Consider the following 21,578-nt stretch of genomic DNA (forward strand, 5'->3'; position numbering starts at 1 on the left):
TGACCGGCCGTCCGGTTTGTGGAGGGACGTCCGCGCCTGGAATCCTAACCCCAATTCGCGATCTTTCCTAGACCGATTCTTTGAGATGGCGAATGAAGGGTTGAAGTCGCATTGCCAAGCCTACCGACAGATGGTAAATGATCCCGTCGCCCAACGCTTCGGCCTGCGTCACCGTAGGTCGGAGATGGCATGGAGGCTATTGGGTAACCCCGTCTTCGGCGATTCTCGACCATGAAGAATTTTGCCCGCCTCGTGCGATTCGCCTGGCCATATCGGGTCCGGTTCGGGCTATCCCTAGCCTGCGCCGTGATGGTGGCTCTGCTGTGGAGCGCCAACATCAGCGCGGTCTATCCACTTCTGAAAATTCTCTTTTATAGTGAGAATTGCCAGAAATGGGTTGCCGAGCGAATCGTCACGCAACAAACCGAGGTGCGCAAACTCGATGCGCGTCTCGAACAGATCAAGGTGATCCAAGAAATGGGCGACCCGACCGGGCCCGCCCTGAAGGCTCACTTCGTGGTCGTCCACAAAGACTTCGAGGGCAAGCGCAAGCTTGCCCAGGAGTTGGAACGTGCCTTCAATGACGGGATTGCGCTCAAGGGCAAACCGGGAGCAGGAAACCGGGACAAGATCATTCTTCAGGCCCGGCAGGCGGACCAGTTCGTTGCAGACGCTCGACTCGACGAGTTGAAACGATTCTCCGATCTCTTGCCGCTGGAACCTGGCACGAACCCCCTGGACGGCCGGCAGGCCTCGTTGCTCCGCGAGCGATCGAACGCCTCGTGGTGGCTCAGCACCTATCGCTGGACCCAGCCGAAGATCGACCGGTTCCTCCCCAACAAAGGCTTCCAGACATTGGTTCTGCTGATGGTCATGGTGATCACGGGGGTCGCCATCAAGGGCCTCTTCCTGTTCCTTCAGGAAGTGCTCGTGGCCGACGTGATGCAGTTGACCCTCTTCGATATCCGCAACCACTTCTTCCGCCGGACCCTGGCGCTCGACCTCTCGAACTTCAGCGACCAGGGCTCCTCGGAGTTGATTGCTCGCTTCACCAATGACATGGATTCGCTCGCCCAGGGGCTGAATACCCTGTTGAGCAAGGTGATCCGGGAACCGCTACGGGCCATCAGCTGCCTGTCGATCGCCCTCTGGCTGAACTGGCGGCTCACCTGCCTTGCGCTGGTGCTCGTGCCGGTCTCGGCGATGACCGCCAACCGCGCCGGTCAGATCATGAAACGGGCGGTGCGGCGTTCACTGGAGAGCATGTCGAATATCTATAAGATCTTGCAGGAGACGTTCCAGGGAATCGTCGTCGTCAAGGCGTTCACGATGGAGCGCCGCGAACGACGCCGCTTCTTCCTTGAGACCAAGAGCCTGTATAAGAAGAGCGTCAGGGTGGCCACCATCGACGCGCTCTCCGATCCTGTGCTCGAGATGCTCGCGTTATCGACCGTCTCGATCGCCCTGCTCGCAGGCTCTTACCTCGTCTTGAACGGCACGATCTTCCTCGACCTCGGTCTCTTCAAGCTGCAGCTTGCCTCGCACCGGATGGCGATCGAGGACCTGCTCTATCTTTATGCCACGCTCGCCGGGATCTCGGACCCGGTCCGGAAGATGGCCAACGTTCACTCACGGATCCAACGCGCGGCGGCGGCGGCCGACCGAATCTGCTCGCTGATGGACCGCCAACCCCAGGTCGCCGACAAGCCCAAGGCGGCACGGCTCCCACGGCACTACAAGACCATCGAATTCGATCAGGTCGAATTCAGCTACAACGGTCGCGACCCCATCCTGCGAGGCATCAACCTCTCCGTGAAGCACGGTGAGACGGTGGCCCTGGTCGGTCCCAACGGCTGTGGGAAGTCGACCATGATGAGCCTCCTCACCCGATTCTGGGATGTGGAAGCAGGGTCGATCCGGATCGATGGGCACGACCTCCGCGATGTGCAGATGCGCAGCCTCCGCAGCCAGATCGGCATGGTCATCCAGGAGACAATCCTCTTCGAGGACACCATCGCCAATAACATCGCCTACGGCAACCGCCACGCCAACCGCGATGCGGTGATCGCGGCGGCCAAGCGTTCCTATGCCCATCAGTTTATCAGTGCGATGCCCGACGGCTACGAGACGGTGATCGGCGAGCGCGGCCTCGGGCTCTCGGGCGGCCAGCGCCAGCGGATCGCCCTGGCCCGAGCGATGCTCCTCGATCCGGCCATCCTGATTCTCGACGAAGCCACCAGCGCCGTGGATATTCAGGACGAGGCCCTGATCCGCAAGGCGATCGAAGAATTCTCGAGGAACCGGACGACCTTCCTGATCACCCACAGCCTCGGGTCGCTCCAATTTGCCGATCGGATCGTCCTCATCAACGCCGGGCGCATCGAATCGGTCGGAACCGATAGCGAACTGCGCCGCTCTTCTCCCCTCTATCGCCGCCTCCACGAGATCCACTTCCAGCGCGAGAGCGCCTGAGCGTTCATCAACCCACGACGGCGAATCCCTTTCGAGGGATGCGCAGGGGGCAACCCCCTCGCGCGGCGTTCGGCCGCTCGCCAGGCCGGACCAACACCAGTCCCCCCCCATTCGACTCTCCCCTCCCGCACCGAACTCGGCCCCCCGCCGGTAGTTCCAACAATTCCCAAAAACAAGCGTCACAACTCTGGACCATCTCCGTACACTTTTTGAGTCAAGCTATGCTCGCCTTGATGGATGCACCCGTCGATGTGGTCAATCACACAGAAAATCATTGACTGACGGAAGAATGCCTTTGACCCGTAGGGTTTCCTTGGCGTAATCTGAGTTTGAGACACCTCACGATCCGACGCACCAGGGGCGGATTCCGAAGCATCGTACATTGCCTTTTTTCGAGGAGTGGGCCGATGAGCGTGAGTCCCGTCTGGAACTCGTCCAGCCGACGCGTGTTGTTTCTGTTCGTTCTGGCGGGCCTGACCTGTTCGGGACCGATCGCGCGGGCGGACGACGAAGCTGCGGACACCGAGTTTGTCGCCACGAAAGCAGGGGCGGCCAAGCCGGCCTTCCTCGATAAGATGATCCGCGAGGCCTGGGACGCGGCTTCGATCAAGCCCTCGAAAGATTGCACCGACGAAGAATACCTCCGCCGAGCCTATCTGGATGTTCTCGGCCGGATTCCCACCGTGGAAGAGGCGACATCCTTCCTCCACTCCAAGGAGAAGGGGAAACGGGCGAAGCTGGTTGAGTACTTGCTCAAGCACGAAGACTTCGCCAAGGACTTCGCCAACCAGTGGACGGTGATCCTGACCGGCCGCAAGCGCCAGGAGCGGATGGTCCTCCGGGGCGAGTTGACCTCGTGGCTCCGTCAGCAGATCAACGCCGACCGGCCCTGGAACGAGATCGCCTTCGACCTGATCACGGCCAAAGGGTCGAATAAAGAGAACGGGGCGGTGAACTTCCCGATCTCCCACCTGGAGATGGAAGCGGTCCCCCTGACCTCGGTGACGACCCGCGTCTTCCTCGGCCAGCAGATCCAATGCACCCAGTGCCACGACCACCCCTCGAACGACTGGAAACAGGCCGATTTCTGGGGAATCAACGCATTCTACAAGGGCCTGAAGTTCCGCGAGGTTCGCAAGCCCGACGCCAGCGGCGCGGAGGTAATCGACCATCTCGAGCTCACCGACGAACCGACCGATGCCTTTGCCAGCTTCGATAAGCGAAACGGACTGATGGGTGTGGCCTTCCCTCGCTTCCTGGATGGCCGCAAAATCAGCCAGGCGACGGACGTCGATCGCCGCGTCGAACTCGGCAAATTCATTACCGACCCCAAGAATGAAAACTTCTCCCAGGCGTTCGTGAATCGGATGTGGGGCCACTTCCTCGGGCGCGGGTTCGTCAACCCGGTCGACGACTTCGGCGCTCACAACCCGGCGAGCCATCCCGAGTTGCTCGCAGCCCTTGGCAAGGACTTCGCCGCCAGCGGCCACGACATCAAAACCTTGATCCGCTGGATCATGAACAGCCAGGCTTACCACCTGTCGAGCATGATGACCAAGGGGAACGAGAAGGATGAGACGCTCTTCAGCCACATGGCTTTGAAGCCGATGGTCCCCGAGCAGCTCTTCGACTCGTTGCTCACGGCCACCGCCGCCCACAAGACCGAAGGCGCGGCCAACCTGGACCGCCAGCGCGACCAGTGGCTGGGGCAATTCGTCTTCGCGTTCGGCAATGACGAAGGGGAAGAAGGGACATCCTTCAACGGGACGATCCCCCAAGCCCTGATGATGATGAACGGCAACCTGATGGAACGCGCCGTCGGTGGGAAGCCGGGAAGCTTTCTCGACGACCTCAAGGTCCGGGCGGTCTCTCAGCGCAAGATGGCACCGCCGATCTTCATGGTCAACAACCTCTTCCTCGCGGCCCTCAGCCGATATCCGACCCGTGGTGAGATGACGGCGGCCAGCGCTGTTCTGACCTCGAACCCCGACACGGTCTACGTGCTCGAAGACCTGTTCTGGGCCTTGCTCAACTCCAACGAATTCATCCTGAACCATTGAAGCCGGTCCGCCAAAAACAGGGGGACGCAGCCTGCCGCTTCGTCACCCCGAGTTCGCCTCGATTGAGGCTCAAGGGGGGGTTTTCGACCGATGTCAGACCACCTGTTTGTTCCCAGTGGGATGTCCCGTCGCCATTTCATGGGACACCTGGCGGCCAGCGCGATGGCTGTCCCGGCGGCCCATCTGATCGGCGCACTCGAAGCGAATGCCGCCTCACCGGTGCGTTCGAAGCCCAAAAGTTGCATCCTGCTGTGGATGGCCGGTGGCCCGAGCCACATGGACACCTGGAATTTGAAGCCGGATAGCGAGAAGAACGGCGGCCCCTTCAAGCCGATCGCGACCTCGGCCAACGGGATCTCGATCTGCGAGCACATGCCGAACATCGCCAAGCAGATGAAGCATCTCAGCGTCATCCGCTCGCTCAACTCGAAGGAAGGCAACCACGACCGCGGCACGTACATGCTGCACACCGGGTACACCCCCAACCCGACCGTCGTGCACCCCAGCTTTGGAACCTCTTTCGCTTACGAACTCGGCCCCAAGCATGAAGGGCTCGCCCTTCCTCACGCGATCTCGATCAATGGACCGGGCGTGGGCGCGGGCTTCCTCGGCATGGCCTATTCCCCCTTCGTCGTCCAGAACCCCAATGGCAAGGTGGCGAACCTCGAGCCGCCGACCGGCGTCGACGAATCGCGGATGGTCCGCCGGCTCAGCATGCTCAACCTGGTCGAGAAGAATTTCATCTCCCAGCGCCGCGGTCAAGGGAGCGCCGATCACAACGCCGTCTACAACAAGACGGTCCGGATGATGAACGACCGCAAGACCAAGGCCTCGCTCAGCCTCGACAGCGAACCCAAAGAGGTCCGCGATCTGTACGGCCGAGGGTCGTTCGGCTCCGGTTGCTTGATGGCTCGAAAGCTCGTCGAAATGGGCGTGACATTCGTCGAGGTGAGCCTCGGCGGCTGGGACACGCACGCGGGTGCCTTCGACACGCTCTCGAACCGCCTCCTGCCCGAGCTGGACAAAGGCATGAGTGCCCTGGTCGCCGATCTCGACCAGCGCGGCCTGCTCGACGACACAGTCATCGCCTGGATGGGCGACTTCGGCCGGACCCCACGGATCAACCAGGACGCGGGCCGCGACCACTGGCCGCGAAGCTGGTCGATGGTCCTCGGCGGCGGCGGCATCCGAGGCGGACAGGCGGTCGGCGATACCGACAAGGACGGCATCGACATCACCGACAAGCCAGTCGCCCCGATGGATGTGATCGCCACCATGACGAAAGCTATGGGACTCGACCTGGGCACGCAGTGGACCACCCCCCGTGGCCGTCCGATCAAGCTGGTGGATGCCGGAACCCCGATCAAAGAATTGATCTAATCAAGCTTTCAGATCAGCAAGCATAACCGCTCAAAACTCAAGCCCCTCGCTCGGCACCGTTGCCGAGCGAGGGGTTCTTTGATTTGCTCAACCAGGTGAACGCTCGCCCTCCCTTTCCAGCATCCTGGCCGGTGGGAAGATCAGGCGTCCGGGAAAAGCCAACCGAGTCCGGCCATGAAGAGAGCCGCGAGGAAGATCCCGAGACCTCCACCGATGGCGGTGACGACCAGCGTCACACCGAGCAAAAGGGCTCCCGCGAGGTTCGGCCGACCGGTTCGCCGCGTCAGGCCCCAGACGAGCGGGGGGAACGCGACGGCGGCCCAGAAGAAAGCCGGGGCTTGCTCCGAATCGCTCAGCCAGGTGGAAGGACGCGATGTCCCCATCAGGACAGGGGCCCCCCCGGCTCCATCCAATTCTCCATCGAAGCGACGGGGCTGGCCGAGCCGGCGGAGCCGAACCGAAACCGTGGGCTCGGCGACCTCCGGAGTGGTCGCGGCCGAGTCTTCGCGAGCCAGGCCAAGATGGACTCGGGCAGCGCGGGCCAGCTCATCCAGGGCAGCGGTCTCAACGGCTTCCGCCAACCCCTGACGCGCCGCACGCACGCGCGCCTGGATAACCCGAATCTCGGTCTCCCGCGTCGCAGAGGGAAGAGGCGACTCCCAGACCGCGGCGCGCTCGGCGCTGCGGAGCATCAACTCAAAGTCGACGAGAGAGCCGACCAAGGCCTCTCGAGCTACGAGTGAACTGCGATCGATCGTCGCAAGCCGGTCGGCGATCAAACGCCCATGTTTCTCCGCTCGCGAAATATCTTGCCGATCCGAAGCCACGGCGGCCAGGACCGGGCTCCGGCTCGTCGCATCCCAACTCGTTGGAACTCGTAGCGAAATGAATGTGGGAATCCGCTCCTGGTCAAGCCTGGGGTAGGGGATCAATCGCCCCTCACCGGGACGTGGTGGCAGGGCGGGCTGCGACATCCAGACCATTGTCAACTCGTCCGACTCGCGGGCTTCCAGAGGGATCAGCCAACGGCCCGACGCCGCTCGGAGCGGTCGCGTGGGCCGGCCTCCGACCGAGACCCAGACGGGCTTCGAACCTGTGGGGAGAGCGAACGAGAAAAAGGGACCCGTACTATTCTCGATCAGGCAGCGCATCGATCCCAGGGTCGTTCCATCCTCCCGGAGCACACCGTCGATCTCCGTCAGGGCGGTCCGAATCAGGCCGCTCCCGAGATCCCTCGCCAGGAGCGTCCCGCCCGGAGCATCCACCTTCAACGACCAGCCCTTCGACTTGACGCGGAAAACGCTAGTCGGCAAACCGGGCAGTGGGGAAAACTCCTCGGTCTGGAACCGTGACGAATCGTCGATCGGCTGCAAACTCGGTGACCCCTCGGTTGAGAACTCTCTCCCAGACGCGTTGACGATCGCCAGGTCGCTTTCCGTCGTCCCGTTCACCGAGGATTCGAGGACTGGGAAATAGAGCGTGCTGGTCTGGGCCAATGAGCGTACCGAGCGGATCGTCACATCTTGCGAGCCCCAGATCGGTTGTTCGGGACGAATCGTCAAGACGGTCGTTTCCTTGCGAGACTCCGACGTGAGCTGATGGCTTCCCCCCGCCAGCGTGACCTCGGCCGACTGAGCCCAAGAGGTCGGAAGCTTCAGTTCGATCGAATCGCAGGCCCCTCCCGAGACGTCGTAACGCAGGACCGCGACCCACTCGGCCGAGTCCGGATTGATCGTCAACTGGCTCCTCACCTGGACATCCACGCGAGGCGGTTCGACCTCCCACCGCAACTGGCCAAGCCCCTCGGGCCGATCCACGCGGTAGGTGGTCCTCACGGTCGTGAGGCTCAGGTCCTCAAAATCGGGATTCGAGGGGGTCACGCCCGGCTTGGTCTCGAGTTTGAAAGTCGTGGGTGCCGTGATGCCCAGAGTCCCCGGACTCAGGTCAACGTTCTGCCAAAGCGGCCAGGGAACGGCGACCTCTTGTCGCGTGGTCCCCGTGGCCAACGGGTCGTAGGAGACGGGGAGCCAGCCCAGGACCCGAACAATGCGCTGCTTGGCGGACGCCCCATCGAACCGGAGGCGAATTCGCCCAGCGGTGCGGCTCCAGTCGGTCACTCCCTCGCCTTCGACGCGGGTCACTTGCAGCGCGCCTGGGACTTCGAACTCGACCTGGTACGACCGCCCGGAAACCTGGGTGAGCTTCGCCTCCAGATTCACCTCAACGCGGCCGGGGCCAAGGTTGAGCTCAACGCTCGGCTGGACGGAAAGGCGCGAGGGCTGGGGTCCGGTCCGAACCGACACGCTGGAGGGACGGAGGAAGCGCGTGACCCCCGAGAGCGTCAGGGGTTCCTCGGGCAGAGTCCCCCACGACCGCACGAAGACTTCCTCGGTGATCGAGTCGCTCCCCGCCACGGCCGACAGGCGGCCGGCCCATTCGGCCGGTCTTCGAAAGCCGATCGCCCCCGAGTAGGTTTCGGCCCCCAACGGCTCAATCCTGGGCAGAGTCCGGGCGGGCAACTCCTCGGGCTCGAGACCGATCGGGTGCGGCCTCCAAAATTCAAGCCGGATCGCAGCCCCGTCAGGGAGTGGCGGATTGATGTGAGCCACCCACTCCACTCCCTTCTCGGACGCTTGCAGAGCGGCATCCGCCTGGCCCGGAATCGCGACGGAGCGGACGACCAGTCCGGGATCGAGCCGGAGGCGGACCACCGACGTCCCTTCCGGTTTACGATAAGTCAGGCGTGCCCGGACCCGATCGCCCGCGGGTTCGGCGTCCCAGAGGAGGAGTCCTTCCACCGCGCCTGTGGTCGGGATCCGCTCCAGTTCGTTGCCGGAAACCCAGCGAACCTCAAGGCGATCGACAGGGCCGAGATTCCCCGCCGAACCACCCTCCCACGGCGTCAACGCCCCGCGCGCGTTGAGCACCTCGATGATCCGGCCTGCCGGTCCAGGACCAATTTCAACCCGAGCCGAGGCCAAGGGATTGATCGGCAGACTGATCGATTCTGCGTCATCGAGGCGCCTGGGCGTGACGAACCTGCGGAGCCGAAGCATTTTCCGCCCCTCGCCTCTGATCGTGACGGACGCGGTTTGGCCCCCCGACTGAACCTGGACCGGGATCTCGACACCTTCAAGGGCCGCCGAGATATCACGGGCCTGGCCTACGGGGAACGTCCAGAGGGCGGGATGTGCGCCCTCGAGTATGAGCGCAATCTCCGACTCGATGACAACCCCACCCGCCCCTTGCCAGGTGACGCGATGAGTGGCCGCCAGCGCATCCATCTCCTGGATCGGTTCTTTTCGGGTCAGGTCGGCCAGCGTCTTCAAACGCTCGTAATCCCCAAGGCGGATCACGACGCGGTTCGGCGTCAGAGCCGGGTCGGCCGCCCCCTCGAAGGGATAAAGCGCCACGATCGGAGATCCTTCGCGGACTCCGGCCGCCTTGAGCCGAACCGAGTCTGCCCCCGCCAGAAAGGCGAGACAGGCAAGGAGCGCCGTGATGACCCCGGAACCGGACCGAAGCCGAGGCGAGGAGGAGGGGCGAACTTCACGATTGCGACGGCGGGGCCAGGCTGGAATCGTACTCCCCAATCCGTAGAAGAAAACAGCCAAGGCACCGGTCGCCCCCCCCGCCGCGATCGCGGAAGGACGGGCGGCCGTCACGATCAACCCAACGACGGAACCAAGGAGGATGACGGCCAGGCCAAGAGCGCGGTAACGGGGGGCAAGGCCACGGCAGGCGATCCCAAGCGCCAGGACGGCCAACCCGGCCGCCCAGGCCGTCATGCGCTCTTGCCGCTCGTCGACGAGATGGATCGTCATGCCAGTCTCGGGCCACCCCACGGCCGCGAACCGCCAGATCCGCCGACCATTGGGCGACGGGTCGATGTCGGTCGTCTCACTGCCATACTGCGACTTCCGCGCCCCTTCGCCACGCCAGCGGGCGACGATCTGGAACCGATCGGCAACGTCCGATCCGTTGACCACGGCCTCCCGGATCCGCGCCTCCCACGAAGCTCTCCCTTCGGGTTCGCGCAAGGGACCGCCCGACCGATCGGGGGCTTCCACCCGCGTCGTCACAAGCACCGCGTCGCCGATCGGGACCAGCGCAAGGCCAAGCGGGCCGATCACCGCGCTGGCCGCCCCGGGGCGATTGCGGCCGTTGTGAGGCGGGGAAACCCGCGACCGCGGTCCCCAACCGCCGGACTCGAGGGCCATCCGATCGATGACGATCGGCGCGGAGCCGGCATCCCATCGCGTGAAACATTCCGCCAGAGACATCTCGTTCACGGTGAACTCGGCCGCTTGCTGGTCGAGCAGGCGGAGCACCTCCGCATCGTGCTTCGACTCCGCTTTCCTCGACGAGCGCCAGCGAGGCAGGAAGCGCCGCAATCCACTCGGTGCGGAGTCAGGGTCGCTGGCGGTCAGCGACGGCCCGTGGCTTGCAACCACCCACGGTTCGGGAACGACAACCTCCCAGCGGAATGCCAGGTAAGTGAGCGACGCCGAGGGGCGTTCCGGGCGGTAATCCTGACTGGCGGCCGAGGCGCGGCGAGGCGTCTGATAGTCGAGCACGAAGGTGCAGGCGTTTCGCGACGAGGTCGGAGGCGGCAACGGCAGGGAGAGAACACTGACATTCCGGGAAGGGACCACCGGCTGACCGTCGCGCTTCACCCGGACCAAAGTCGATCCGCGAGGAAGGGTCAGGTCCAGGGTACGAGCATCAGCAATCGTTACCCTCATCGTCAGCCGGTGCCGGAGCGGCCCCTGGGGGTCGACGAACGTCGTGAGAATCGAATGGTCGATCACCCCCTCGCTCGAGGCTGGCTCCAAGGCCTCGGTTTGAACTTCGAGCCGGCCTCCCGGTTTCGTATAGCTGAAGGCGTAGGCCCGACGCCTGAGAACCGGTTCGACGGGAACCTTTAAATGGTCCCGCCCCTCAAGGCGATTCCCCATCCGGATGGCTTCCTCCGCCACCGCTGGCTCGAGATCCTGGAGACCGAACGACTCGACGCTTGCCTGCAAGTGAAGAGCCACGTCCACAATGGCGAAGTGTCGCGAGCGGAATCGATCGGGCATGACGAGCAAGGGGAGTCGGCCACGGCCACTCCAAGGGACTTCAAGACGTGAGCGAATCACGACGGGCCCGGACGGAGCGTCGGGAAGCGTCAGTTCCCAAGCCTGACCCGACTCGGGCAAACCAAGCTCGGCCCGCCTCGCTGGGTCGATCGGCTTCCGTGGCAATTCGACGGAAGTCACCTCGTTGATAAAGCGCCAATCCCCCGCGCCCTTGATGGGCTCCGGCACAACGATCGGGATCGACCGGAGCGGCTCTTCACCGGCATCGACCGAGATCCGCCAGTCAAGTCGCAACCGGTCGCGATCGATGCTGGCGAGGAGCTGGATCGAGCCTCGTGGTTCCTCCTGAACCCGCTCGCGATTGACACGGGCCTCGGCCTGGTCGGAAATCCAGCGCCAGGCGAGCGCTTCGCGCAAGCCGGCCGGCGTGTTGGGCCGGTCGTTCGAGGGGCCGATCACGAGCGACGGGTCGATCCAGGCGAGGCCGGTCGCTTTCGCCGGATGAAGAGTCACTCCCGACTCCGTCCAGGCAAGCCAGCGTTCATCGACGACCTGGACCCCGACCGGCCGGACTCGAGGGAGCGTAATCGGCCCGCGTCCCCCCGCAATCGCCGCACTCGCGGTCAGGTTCAAGACCAGCGAACTCCGAGTGAAATCCCCCGAAGGAGGGGTGACGTGAACCCGCACACCTCCCCCCGGCAGGGTGCGCGGATGCCAGGCCAAAGGCTCGTCGACCCCTACGACCTGGACCCGTTCGGGAACCCAGGCCGGCGGTAAATCCACGTCGAGCGCGAGCAAGTGCCCGCGATGAACCCGCCAGGTCAACTGGCTCTCGAGTCGGGGTGAGGAGTTCCCGAGGAGGAGTTGGCCACGGACCTCAACCGAAACATCAACCCGAGGCTTTCCAAACGTAAGGACGGCCACCGATCGAGGCGACTCGGCCTCGAAAACAATGAGGTTCGGGTCGGACGCATCGCCGGTGGACCGCGACGGAACGCGCCGGCCTGCCTCTTCGCGGCAATCGCTCAGGAGCCGACTCGGATCGAGCCGGATACTCGTCCTCCCCCCGGTCCAGAGCGCGTCGAGCGGCCTGGCTGCCGGAACCGCCCAAGGACCTTCGGTGGGGATCCGCGCAACGGCCCGGAAGGTCACCGGGGTTGGCCCCGAGACTTGGTCGTTGAGGAGGACGGTCACGCGGGTGACCTCGCCAATCACCTCGGCCCGCGACTCATCAATGCCAGGGCCGGTGACACTGGCGAATTCAAGCCCTCGGTCCAGCTCAACCTGAAATCGGCGAGGAGCGTGGGGCTCGAGATCCACCAACCACTCCATGGTCCAGTGCGCCAACGCCTCGCCCAACTCGACGCGCGTCGGCCCTGAGACCCAGACCCGTGGCTCCTGACTCACGCCTTGACCTTGGTCCGAGCGACGACCGTGGAGCTGGAGGTCGACCAGGCCCCCTCGCCCTTCGAATTGCCAGACCTTTCGTCCCGTTTCGGGCCCGGGATCGGGTCCCTGTCGAATGCCGGACGCTCCTTCCGGAACCCAGTCCTCGGGCAAGTCGAGGGTGAGCTTCGACGTCTCGGTCTCGGGCAAGGCCAGCGTGAACCGGCGCCCTTGCGAGCCGGTTCGAGCGCGAAGCTGCCATTTCAAGGTGACGGTGGAAACCGTCCCCGCTTCGACTCGGACCGCAGTCCGGCCGTCGTTGTGCATCCTCAGCACGGTCGACGGTCCTTCGGAAGGCTCGATCGCAGGGGTCCAGGGGTTGAGGATCAGCTCGTAAGGACCAGGGCCCGCCGGGGCCTCGATCACCAGCTCGGAGCGACCGGTCAGCAGGCCGGCGTTCCAACGCGCGAAGTGCCTGGCTTGCAAAAGCCGTGCGGGCGCGCGACCAGCCTCGCGTTGATAGCCTGCCCGGGCCGACGCCAACAGCGCATCAAACTGCTCCGCGAGCAGGCCTCGGAGCTCCGTGCCGGGCGGGAACCAGGTCCCAACCTTCTCGGCCGGGACGCGGATCCGAACCGCTTCGGGCGGGCCTGCGCCCAGCAAGACGATCGGGATCAGGAGCCGAGCCCACGCCCAGCTCAAGTGGCGCGAGCGGCCCTGGGGAACGGCCTTGGTGGAATCGATCGTCACGGTCCATTCTTCCCTGAAGGGTGCGGCTCGATCGGTTGGCCGAGGTTCCGGGAACCGCCACGTCCCGAGGCCGTATCAGACCCGAGCTGCGATATGGCGACGGGGTGATCCATGGTCGAGACCTGTCGGATCCGGATCGCCGTCGAGTCGTCGGATCCGACCCCGCCCAACTGGTTCACGGAGGAACCACCGTTGGGAGCGGGCCCCATCTGGCCGGGTTCGCCAAAGACGGCCGTCGTCCCCCGGCGCGGTCGATCGACGATCCACTGCAACGCGGCAGCTAGCAAGGTAAAGACCACGCCGACCAAGGCGCACTGCACCACTTGAAGCGTCAGGCTCGGCTGAGCGGAAGCGGCCACGGCCAAAACCAGGACCAGCAAAACCGACCAGATCAGCCGGAACCGTCGCCGGCGATAGACGATCACAAACACGCCCAGCGCCAGGACTGGACCCGAGCAGAGAGCCACCAGACTGCCTCGGGTAGCAATCAGCAGGCGAAGCTCGGGGGGCTGGCCCGGATGCTCGAAGAGATAAGCATGATAGTCGCCCCGGCCGTCCTCATCCCAGCCGTTGACCCCGCGCGTTCGGCTGGTGGACCCGCTCGCCCACGAGGCCAGGTCCTCGGTCGACTTCCAGGGCCGCCGTCGCCAAACGTACTTATCCCAGTACCACTGGTTCTCGTCGGTCCAGCCCGAAGGAACGCCGACGATCTCACGGCTCGAGGGAACCACAACTTCCCAACGCGTCTGCTGAACAATCCCGCTGAGCAGACGAGGAGGAGTCCACGGGTGCCTTACGGCACTTGCGGGAATCAAGTACTCGAGGGCCACCAGAAGCGGTCCCTGTCCCGCCTGGGAAGGAAACCGAAAGCGATAACCGGTCGAATTGGGCAGTTGTTCCTTCCGTTCCACGGCCACACCACCGACCCGAACCCGGCTCAGCACCGCCTCGGGGGGCAGCGAGACGGAGAGCGTGGACTCATGCGCTTCCACCCAGAACCAGGCGGTCGTCCGCAGGTCATTCTCAGGTCCCTGAACCGTCCGCAACCAGAGGCGGGACGCGATCAGCGAGGGGAGGGGAGTCAGCGTCAAAGCCGTGGCGGTAAGCCGGAGCGGAGGCGTCTCCGACTCCGCCTTGGAACTGAGGAGACGGTACTGGAGCGGGAGCGCGCCCGCCGATGCCGTGGCGTCGTCTCCAGCCGCGCGTTGCCAACCACCAGGGACCACTTCGACCCGGATCCCCGAATCCGAGGCGACGCGGGCCCGTACCGGTGCCGACTCTCCCAAGGGGAAGCGCAGCCAGGAGACATCGACCTCGGCGGCTCGGTCGGGCTCAAGCTCAATCGCCAGGGAACGCCGAAAGCGGAACGTCAGCTTGGCGCGGTCCGTCACTTCGTCGGCAAGCTTCAGGCGGAAGAGGCGTCCTCCGCGTTCGGTCGGCCCCAGGTCGGTCCGGCTCGCCACATCGCCATCCTCGACCTCCCAGCGGTTGACGAGCTCTGGCGGCACGTCCACGTCTACATATTCCAAGGTCCCGAAATGGACGGCGAACTCGGTCTCTTGCCGGCCGTCAACGCCGCGACGGCCCACTTGCAAGACAAGGCTCGTCTCATGCGTGACCGACCGAGGATGAACGACCATGCGCAGCGGTAAAGAGGCCGGAGTGCCGTCATAGCGCAGCCAGAGCGCGGGGTTGTCCGTGGCGGATCGACCCGGAGGCCACGGCCAATCGGCCGGCGGCTCCTGGCGCGCGGAGCGAAAGGCTTCGGTTCGCGCCGATCCTTCCGTACGCTCGGCCACGTCGACAGTCAGGTTACGCTCCGCCAGGACGGCAATCCGGCCGCCGCCGAGCGACGATTCGCGCGGTTGGAAGAGTGCCAGGGCCACGGGTCGTGAGGGGTCGATGACCTGACGTCCCACGAGATGCAGGCCAAACGAATTCCCCTCCTGGGCCCGGAACGTCAGCCGCGCCGTGACTATTCGACCTTCGTCCCGCTGGGGAGAGAGCTGCCACGATTCGACCATATCCGGCGGACCGACCGACTCGAGCTCGAGACCGCGCGGCAGGACGAGATTGAGGTCGAAAAGGCGGCCGTTGGCCGTCTCGACCCCCAGCCACGTGTCGATCTTCGCTTGCCCGGCTCCCAGGCTCACCGTCGTGCGCGCATCGAAGTGGACCAAGGGGGGCGAAGGCTCAATCCGAAGTTCCAGGTCGAACGGCTGATCGACGAACTGGTAGGCCAAGAACGTGCCCGGCCGCGCCCGAAGGTCATCGGTGAGCTCGGTCCTCGGATCGATTCGCCGGAGCCCGCGCCCCACCGTCGGGCTGATCACGAGGTTGCCGCTCTGCGCAATACCGATGGCCCCAAACTGTTCCTTGGCGTTGCTCAAGGGGAAGCCGTGAAACGAGAGGCGGGCCGACGCTTGGGGCGGCAGTTTCCTCTGGGTCGTCATCGACAACCGCTTCGGGGACACACCAGGCCGCAGTGGCTCCGTCAAGGGGATGGACAAGCGGCGCTCCGCTCCATCCCGCTCGATTCCGGCTGGGATCGACCGCCCATCGAGCATCACTTCAAGGACCTCGTCGTCGGGATCCAATCGCAGCTCGAGACTCCGCATCGAACCACGGACCGACTTGATCGCCCACGACGACCGCGCCCGAAACGCCCCCGGGTCCACGTCGATGGCAATATCCCCCTGGATCGACAACAGCGGAGAGAGCTGAGCTCCCGGTTCCGCCTCAACCCGCCAGCTCAGGTCGAGGCGCGACCGTGGCGAGAGGTGGGACGAAAGCCGAGTCCCTTTCCCCTCGCGAATCGGCTCCCGGTTCACCGGTTCGACGGGGCCTGCCTGAGCGTCCGACACCACCTGATCCACGTCCAACGCAACCTGAGTCGAAGGCGCCTCGGGAATCCCAAGCTCGAGTGAACGCCCCTCGGTCGTCGACCGCAGCCGGACCTTGAGATCGACCTGAACCTGGTGCTCGCCCTGGCCGGACAACTCGACCTCCCAGCCTCCACCGGGGATCACCCTCAAGGGGAGCGGCCGATCCTTCTCAATCGCCCGGGTCACCGTCTGATTATCAAGTCGGAGCGCGACCCAGTTCGGTCCCGGCGTGGGGGTTGAGACGATAAGATGAACCGAGAGGTTGGCCATTTCCCCCGCCACCTCGCCCCGGATCGCGACGGAACGCACGACAACGGCCTCGGCCACCAGCGGAGGATTTGCCCCCTGCGGCTGCGGCTCGGTCTGCTTCCGAAGTTCGTCGCCGCTCATCAGGATGAAGTCAGGTTGCTTGAGCTTCTTCCAGAGTTCTTCGAGCTCGGCGGGAGAGTTGAGAAAGATGTAGACCGGTGGGGGCGGGGTCTCCGGCTTCGTCGCCTCGACGGTAGGGGCCACCGGCTTCGCCACCTCGACGGCAGGCGCGTTCGGCTTCGTCTCCTCGACGGCAGAAGGAGGTGGATCCTCCCCCGCACGCGCTGAAGACAGAAACCCAACGGCCAAGACCGCCAGGACTCCCCAAGTCAGCAGCCGGATGAGACGACGCAAGTCGCTGGACCTTCGTGGAGGAAGTTGGATCAATTTCCTGGGAAATGAAATCCAAAATGGCCCTCGGGTGCGGTCCCGAGTGAGTCGCAACCCAAGTTGGGGCGTGTGGGACGCCACTTCTGAATATAGCACGTGGCCTATGCTGCCGCCACGATCCCAGCCACCTAGTCCGCAAAGTCGCCGCCCTTGAGAACAGGCCGGCATTCCCTTCCTGGTTTGACGTGAGATGGAGAACCAGGCGGGCGAACGGGAAGCTTGGGATCTCGAGGGTTCGATTTTGCGGATTCTACCAATTTGCAGACTTCGTGTTTCTGAGGCCCATTCGCGAGGTAGAGACCATCAGGTTGAGGTGCCAGGGTTCATGGTAGCGCTTGCCGATGAGCGGGGCGTCCCGCCTGCGGTCCCAAAGAAGCGCTATGCAATCGGTGAACCGGCAACGCCGCCGCCGGATCGACACGTTTCCGCAGTAGCGTGCCACTCAAACGTGGCCCGCCCTGGTGTGCGAGATGCTAGCGAAGCTGGTGAACAAGACGAGTCCTACGCGATGACTTACGACCATCCAGGATGCCATCGCAGGAGCAACGCGGTCGATCGGCCGATGAACCGGCAATATCGGCGGATGTACGCGGGCCGGGGCCTACACAGCCATCAGGGTTCGTCCGAGTTGCGGCGACTGGGCTGGGCGTTGCTGGCGATGGCCCCAACGCTCGCGCCAGGCGGCCAGGAGGGGACGCCAGGGAAGTGGTGAGGGTTCTTCGCGGGTCGCAACAAGCTCAGGGGCCGGCAAGCAGGCCACCGGGAGAGGCTAAAGCTCCTGCACCCAGGCCGGCAAGGTCTCGCTGGATTTCTGGAGACCGCTCACAGCCTCTTTCCTAACTTAACGTTTACGTCTTAAACGTCCTCAACGTCCGCGGACAGAACTAATGCAGAGCCTACTTTGAAAGAACCACGCACGCGTACGCGTGCGTGTAACGCGTGCATTTGTATGGTCGCGGACGTGGCGGACGTCGAGATCAGTAAGCGGCTCCCACGGTGGCCTTCAGGCGGATCCCCTCATTCTCTCTGATCCGATTCCCGTCCACGCAGTGACTCCTCAACAGAAGGCATTGGTAACATCCCACAGTTTCCATCCTGCAATGCTACCACAATTATGGCATTAATCAATGCAATTTCCGTTAAATCCACCAAAGTCACCCAAAGAGGGTTTTCAACGGTGGGTGGCGAGTTCCCTTGGACTTTCGAGGACCCGCCCATCGGCTCAACGGCAAGCGCTACCATGAACCCTGGCACCTCAACCTGATGGCCTCCACCTCGCGAATGGGCCTCGGAAACCTGAAACCTGCAATCCGGTAGAGTCCGCGATTTTGAAGGCGAGCGCAATCTGGTAGGCGAGCGGGAAGCGTGTGCTTGCTGTCTGCTGTTCCACTCCCAAGGGAAAACACCGCTCCCCGCTCACCAGGAAGGCGTCCTAAACGGCTGGGCCAGCCGGTTCCTCACGCGGTTTCGGGGGAATTCGCTTCTCTTGCCTCCTCAAGGAATCGAAGCGACTCGTCGTGGACCAATCCGTTCGTCGCCAGAATCCCCGCCCCATAGAGGTCGTAGGGTTCGCCGAACAGGCCGGTCAGCGTTCCACCTGCCTCGCGGACCAGAAGAACTCCGGCAGCGGCATCCCAGGGATGCATGAAACTCGCGTAGCAGACCTCACAACCACCCGACGCGAGGATCGCCAGGTTCAAGGCCGACGACCCGGTCCGACGTACCGAGTGCGTTCCCGTGGAGAACCGACGAAAGTAGGCCAGCTGAATCTCCGCGACATCGACGAAATCGGTCGGCAGGGCGGTCGTGATCAGGCTATCCCGAAGCCACTTGGCCGGGCTCACGCGAACGGGAACCCCATCCAAAGTGGTCCCCTGGCCAAGTGAGGCACTGTAAGTCGCACCACTCAGCGGGTTATGGACGACTCCGACCACAAGTCGGCCCTCGTGTTCCAAGGCGATCGAGACGGCCCAGAACGGGAAGCCGTGGGCGAAGTTGATCGTCCCGTCAAGCGGGTCGACCACCCAGCGCCACGGTCGAGAAGGGTCCGGAACGGCCCCTTCCTCCTCGGCGAGCAGCGTGTGGTCAGGGAAGGATTCCGTAATCCGCGCCGCGATCAGTCGCTGGCTGGCAAGGTCGGCGTCCGTGACCAGGTCGCCCGGCCCCTTCTCACGAGCGATCACCCGCCCATAGGCGTCTCGCAAGAGCGCCCCCGCCTCCCGTGCCATTCGCTCCGCCGCCGCCTGATACACTCGATAGTCTTGGCTCAACCGTCATCCCCTCTCTGGAATCTAGGCAAAATGCACAATTTGGACTGGAAAACCTTCGCTCATCGGCCATATTGAGATTGTGAGACAACCTTTTGATCCAGCGATGAGGCGGATCGATCTGGAATTCGCCCTGTCGCTGGCGGCAACCGGAGTCTTCAACGATGTACGTCTGGGAGTTAGTCTCCTGCCGCTTACGCGTGGACGGGTGGCATGTTTGGCACTCGACGCGCCATGATGCATACGGCCCGACCTATACGGTTCACCTGCAACGGCCGGGCGTCACGTACGACGTAAGCGGGCCGACGCTGACCGAGGCCTATGCGGCCGCATCGCGGCGGGTCCGAGATCAGGGGGACGTCCCGCAGAGCGGAGGCCCGCACTTCTCGCGCGTGGCGGCGCTGGCCCGAGTCTGATCGGAATCGGAGAAAAAAGCGATGGCCGATCCCTTTGCCTTCGGGATCGGCCACGGAGCGGTCGAGAAGCCATGAGCCAGGCACCCGGCCGTCGAGGCTTGGCCTCGGCACGCCGGACACCTGGCAACAATCAGGGGGCGAGACCTCCGCGTCTACTTCTCGACCTTGGGCGTAATGTCCTGCCCCTTCTCGGGCTGCGGTGTCGCGACGGCCCGGAGTTCATGGGCGTTGGACAGGTTCTTCCAGGCGGTCAGCCCTTTGCCTGTAGGATGATCGGGATCATAGCCAAGCTCATCTCGCCCGGTGAGCGATTGAAGCGTCTCGAGCGACAGCTCACGAACGGCGACTTCGGGCGAGGACAGATCATCAACCAGCTTCTTGTAGGTGGCCTCCTCACCGGCCTCCTTGGGCGTGAAGCCCGCGAGCAGCTTCTCAACTCGCTCGGCAAGCTCGACGCCAAAGGTACTCTCGAGCTGAGAATGAAGCTCGCGACTCGCCTCGGATCCTTCTCCCAGGTGAGCGCGAAGGACGTGAATGGCCGCCCGACGTGACACGGGATTTTCTTCCTGGTGCAGCAGCGGCACGATCAAGGCAATTCCGCCCGCCGACCTCGTGGCCGAGATCGCCAGCCGCCGCACGTCCTTCTGATCGTCTTCGATCGCCTCGACGAGATTCGCCAAAACGCTTCGACCGGGACGGAAATAGCGTTGGAGTTGCTCGCCGACCTGGAGGTCGTAGGGGGAGGGCTTGGCTTCGGTCACCCACCCGGGGGGAGGCGTCTTGTCGACACTGGTCCATGCACCCTCAGAGTCGAACGTGATCGAGCCAGGACCGGAGAGCGGTGTCTCCTTGGCATCATCGGCCTGAAGCGCGACCTCCCCTTCGTTGGCGTAGATCCGCAAAGTCGGGTCGGAAGCGACCAGCGCCCCCGGGCTGCGAAGATTCACGCGCTCGACACCGACCAAGGCCCCCGACGGCGGCGTGATCTCGATGGTCTTCTTGCCGAGTTGGATCGCAAACGGGGCCGCAGGTGTTGTGCCTGTGAGAACGACACGGCCCTGTCCAAGCTCGAGCCGACCCGCCTGCTGCGCCGCGGCGGGCAAGACGATCAGATCGGTCTCACCCACGAGGTCGACCTTCGTCGCTCCGAGCTCCAACGTCGAGCGGAGTTGGGCCAGGTTGAGCAAGCGGTCCTTATCTTTGAGAGGCGTTTCGGCCGTCAACTGATCCCACTCGCGCCGCTCCGGGTCATAACGGAGCAAAATCCCCGACGGCTTCTCGGCCTTACCCAAGGTTCCCGCAGGAAGGTCGGGCTTCATCACCGACTCCGGGGCCGGTTCCGGGGTCGCGGCAGCAAGTTCCTTCCCCGGCTCGGTGGTTGGCGGCTTGATCGCTTCCTTTTCCTTCCCTGCCGCCGTCTTCTCGAGCTCGGTCGGAGGGGCAGGGGCCTTCCCCTTCTTGGCGATGGAAGCCTTTGCAATCGGTCCGGCTTCGAAGCCGGGCATTCCCTCGGGGGAGGGGGTCAAACTCATCCAGGCCGACCAGCAAAAGAGAACGATCAAGAGCATGACCGCAGCAGCCGGCAAGAATCGTCCGTACCACTGCTGGCGAGGAGGCTCGGGGGTGATCCAGGGCTGGATCGGCTCCGAGACCGGCTCGGGTTCCAAAGCATGCGAAGCCCGAGGCGCCCGTGGGGCCACCGACTCGCGTCCTTTAATCAGATGATACATCCGATGGCGCGCCTCGGTCGGCACCTTCGCCTTCTGACCGATCAGGCTGAGGATCTGATGAACGCTGGCCACCTCCGCCAGATGCACGTCCGAGGTCAGGCAGCGTTTCTCGAACTCGGCGACCTCTTCGGGGGGAAGCTCGTTGTCCAGGTAGCTCGCGACCAGGTTGGGATCGGTGGCATCAGGCCCATTCTTACTCGGAACCGTCAGTCTCCGCTGCCGAGTCACGCGGTGAACGCGCTCGACCAGCTCCTTCGCAAATGGGCTCTCCGCGACCTGCTTGCCGATCTCTCGCACTTCGGCTGGCGAGAGCGTGTCGTCGAGCCAGGCGAGTAAGGTTCTCAAGGTCAGTCTCATCGTCGCTTCTCCCCCGCGTCCACTTCAGTCATGATCATCGAGTCCGCCGACCACCAGGCTCCGGGAGCATTTCCCCACGAAAAGAGCGAGCGGAA

At 64.0% G+C, this 21,578-nt stretch carries 9 protein-coding genes; 5 read left to right on the top strand and 4 right to left on the bottom strand.

Annotated elements, in window-relative coordinates; genetic code table 11:
* Nucleotides 1-231 precede the first annotated feature (231 nt).
* The 3 genes from SINAC_RS14330 to SINAC_RS14340 all read left to right on the top strand — a co-directional run bounded on the left by SINAC_RS14330 (nt 232) and on the right by SINAC_RS14340 (nt 5,912).
* Nucleotides 232-2,472, top strand: coding sequence for an ABC transporter ATP-binding protein (locus tag SINAC_RS14330; RefSeq protein WP_015246356.1), 2,241 nt, complete (start codon nt 232-234; stop codon nt 2,470-2,472).
* Between the two features lie 407 nt (nt 2,473-2,879).
* On the top strand, nt 2,880-4,532 hold the full coding sequence (locus SINAC_RS14335) for a DUF1549 domain-containing protein (protein ID WP_015246357.1): 1,653 nt from the start codon (nt 2,880-2,882) through the stop codon (nt 4,530-4,532).
* Between the two features lie 90 nt (nt 4,533-4,622).
* Nucleotides 4,623-5,912 (top strand): DUF1501 domain-containing protein, encoded by a 1,290-nt coding sequence (locus SINAC_RS14340; protein ID WP_015246358.1) that lies wholly within the window; start codon nt 4,623-4,625, stop codon nt 5,910-5,912.
* Between the two features lie 140 nt (nt 5,913-6,052).
* On the opposite strand, the gene SINAC_RS14345 is transcribed toward SINAC_RS14340, so the two are convergent.
* Nucleotides 6,053-13,129, bottom strand: a complete 7,077-nt coding sequence (locus tag SINAC_RS14345; RefSeq protein ID WP_015246359.1) for a hypothetical protein — start codon at nt 13,127-13,129, stop codon at nt 6,053-6,055.
* The gene (locus SINAC_RS14350) at nt 13,126-16,677 is read right to left on the bottom strand and encodes a hypothetical protein (protein ID WP_020466152.1); all 3,552 of its coding nucleotides are present in this window, start codon (nt 16,675-16,677) and stop codon (nt 13,126-13,128) included. Before SINAC_RS14350 ends, SINAC_RS14345 begins: the two co-directional genes overlap by 4 nt.
* A gap of 544 nt (nt 16,678-17,221) precedes the next feature.
* Between SINAC_RS14350 and SINAC_RS40590 the strand changes: the two genes are divergently transcribed.
* The gene (locus tag SINAC_RS40590) at nt 17,222-17,425 is read left to right on the top strand and encodes a hypothetical protein (protein WP_015246361.1); all 204 of its coding nucleotides are present in this window, start codon (nt 17,222-17,224) and stop codon (nt 17,423-17,425) included.
* A 745-nt stretch (nt 17,426-18,170) separates the two neighbouring features.
* On the opposite strand, the gene SINAC_RS14360 is transcribed toward SINAC_RS40590, so the two are convergent.
* Nucleotides 18,171-18,983, bottom strand: coding sequence for an inositol monophosphatase family protein (locus SINAC_RS14360; RefSeq protein WP_015246362.1), 813 nt, complete (start codon nt 18,981-18,983; stop codon nt 18,171-18,173).
* 161 nt (nt 18,984-19,144) lie between these two features.
* Here SINAC_RS14360 and SINAC_RS14365 point away from each other — a divergent pair, with 161 nt between their 5' ends.
* Nucleotides 19,145-19,396, top strand: a complete 252-nt coding sequence (locus SINAC_RS14365) for a hypothetical protein (protein WP_015246363.1) — start codon at nt 19,145-19,147, stop codon at nt 19,394-19,396.
* 152 nt (nt 19,397-19,548) lie between these two features.
* Here the strand turns inward: SINAC_RS14365 and SINAC_RS14370 are convergent, their stop codons facing one another.
* Nucleotides 19,549-21,483 carry a hypothetical protein gene (locus SINAC_RS14370; RefSeq protein ID WP_015246364.1) on the bottom strand — a complete coding sequence of 645 codons (1,935 nt, stop codon included), beginning with the start codon at nt 21,481-21,483 and terminating at the stop codon, nt 19,549-19,551.
* Nucleotides 21,484-21,578 lie beyond the last annotated feature (95 nt).

The sequence above is a fragment of the Singulisphaera acidiphila DSM 18658 genome, assembly GCF_000242455.2.
In the GTDB taxonomy this organism is placed as follows: Bacteria; Planctomycetota; Planctomycetia; order Isosphaerales; family Isosphaeraceae; genus Singulisphaera; species Singulisphaera acidiphila.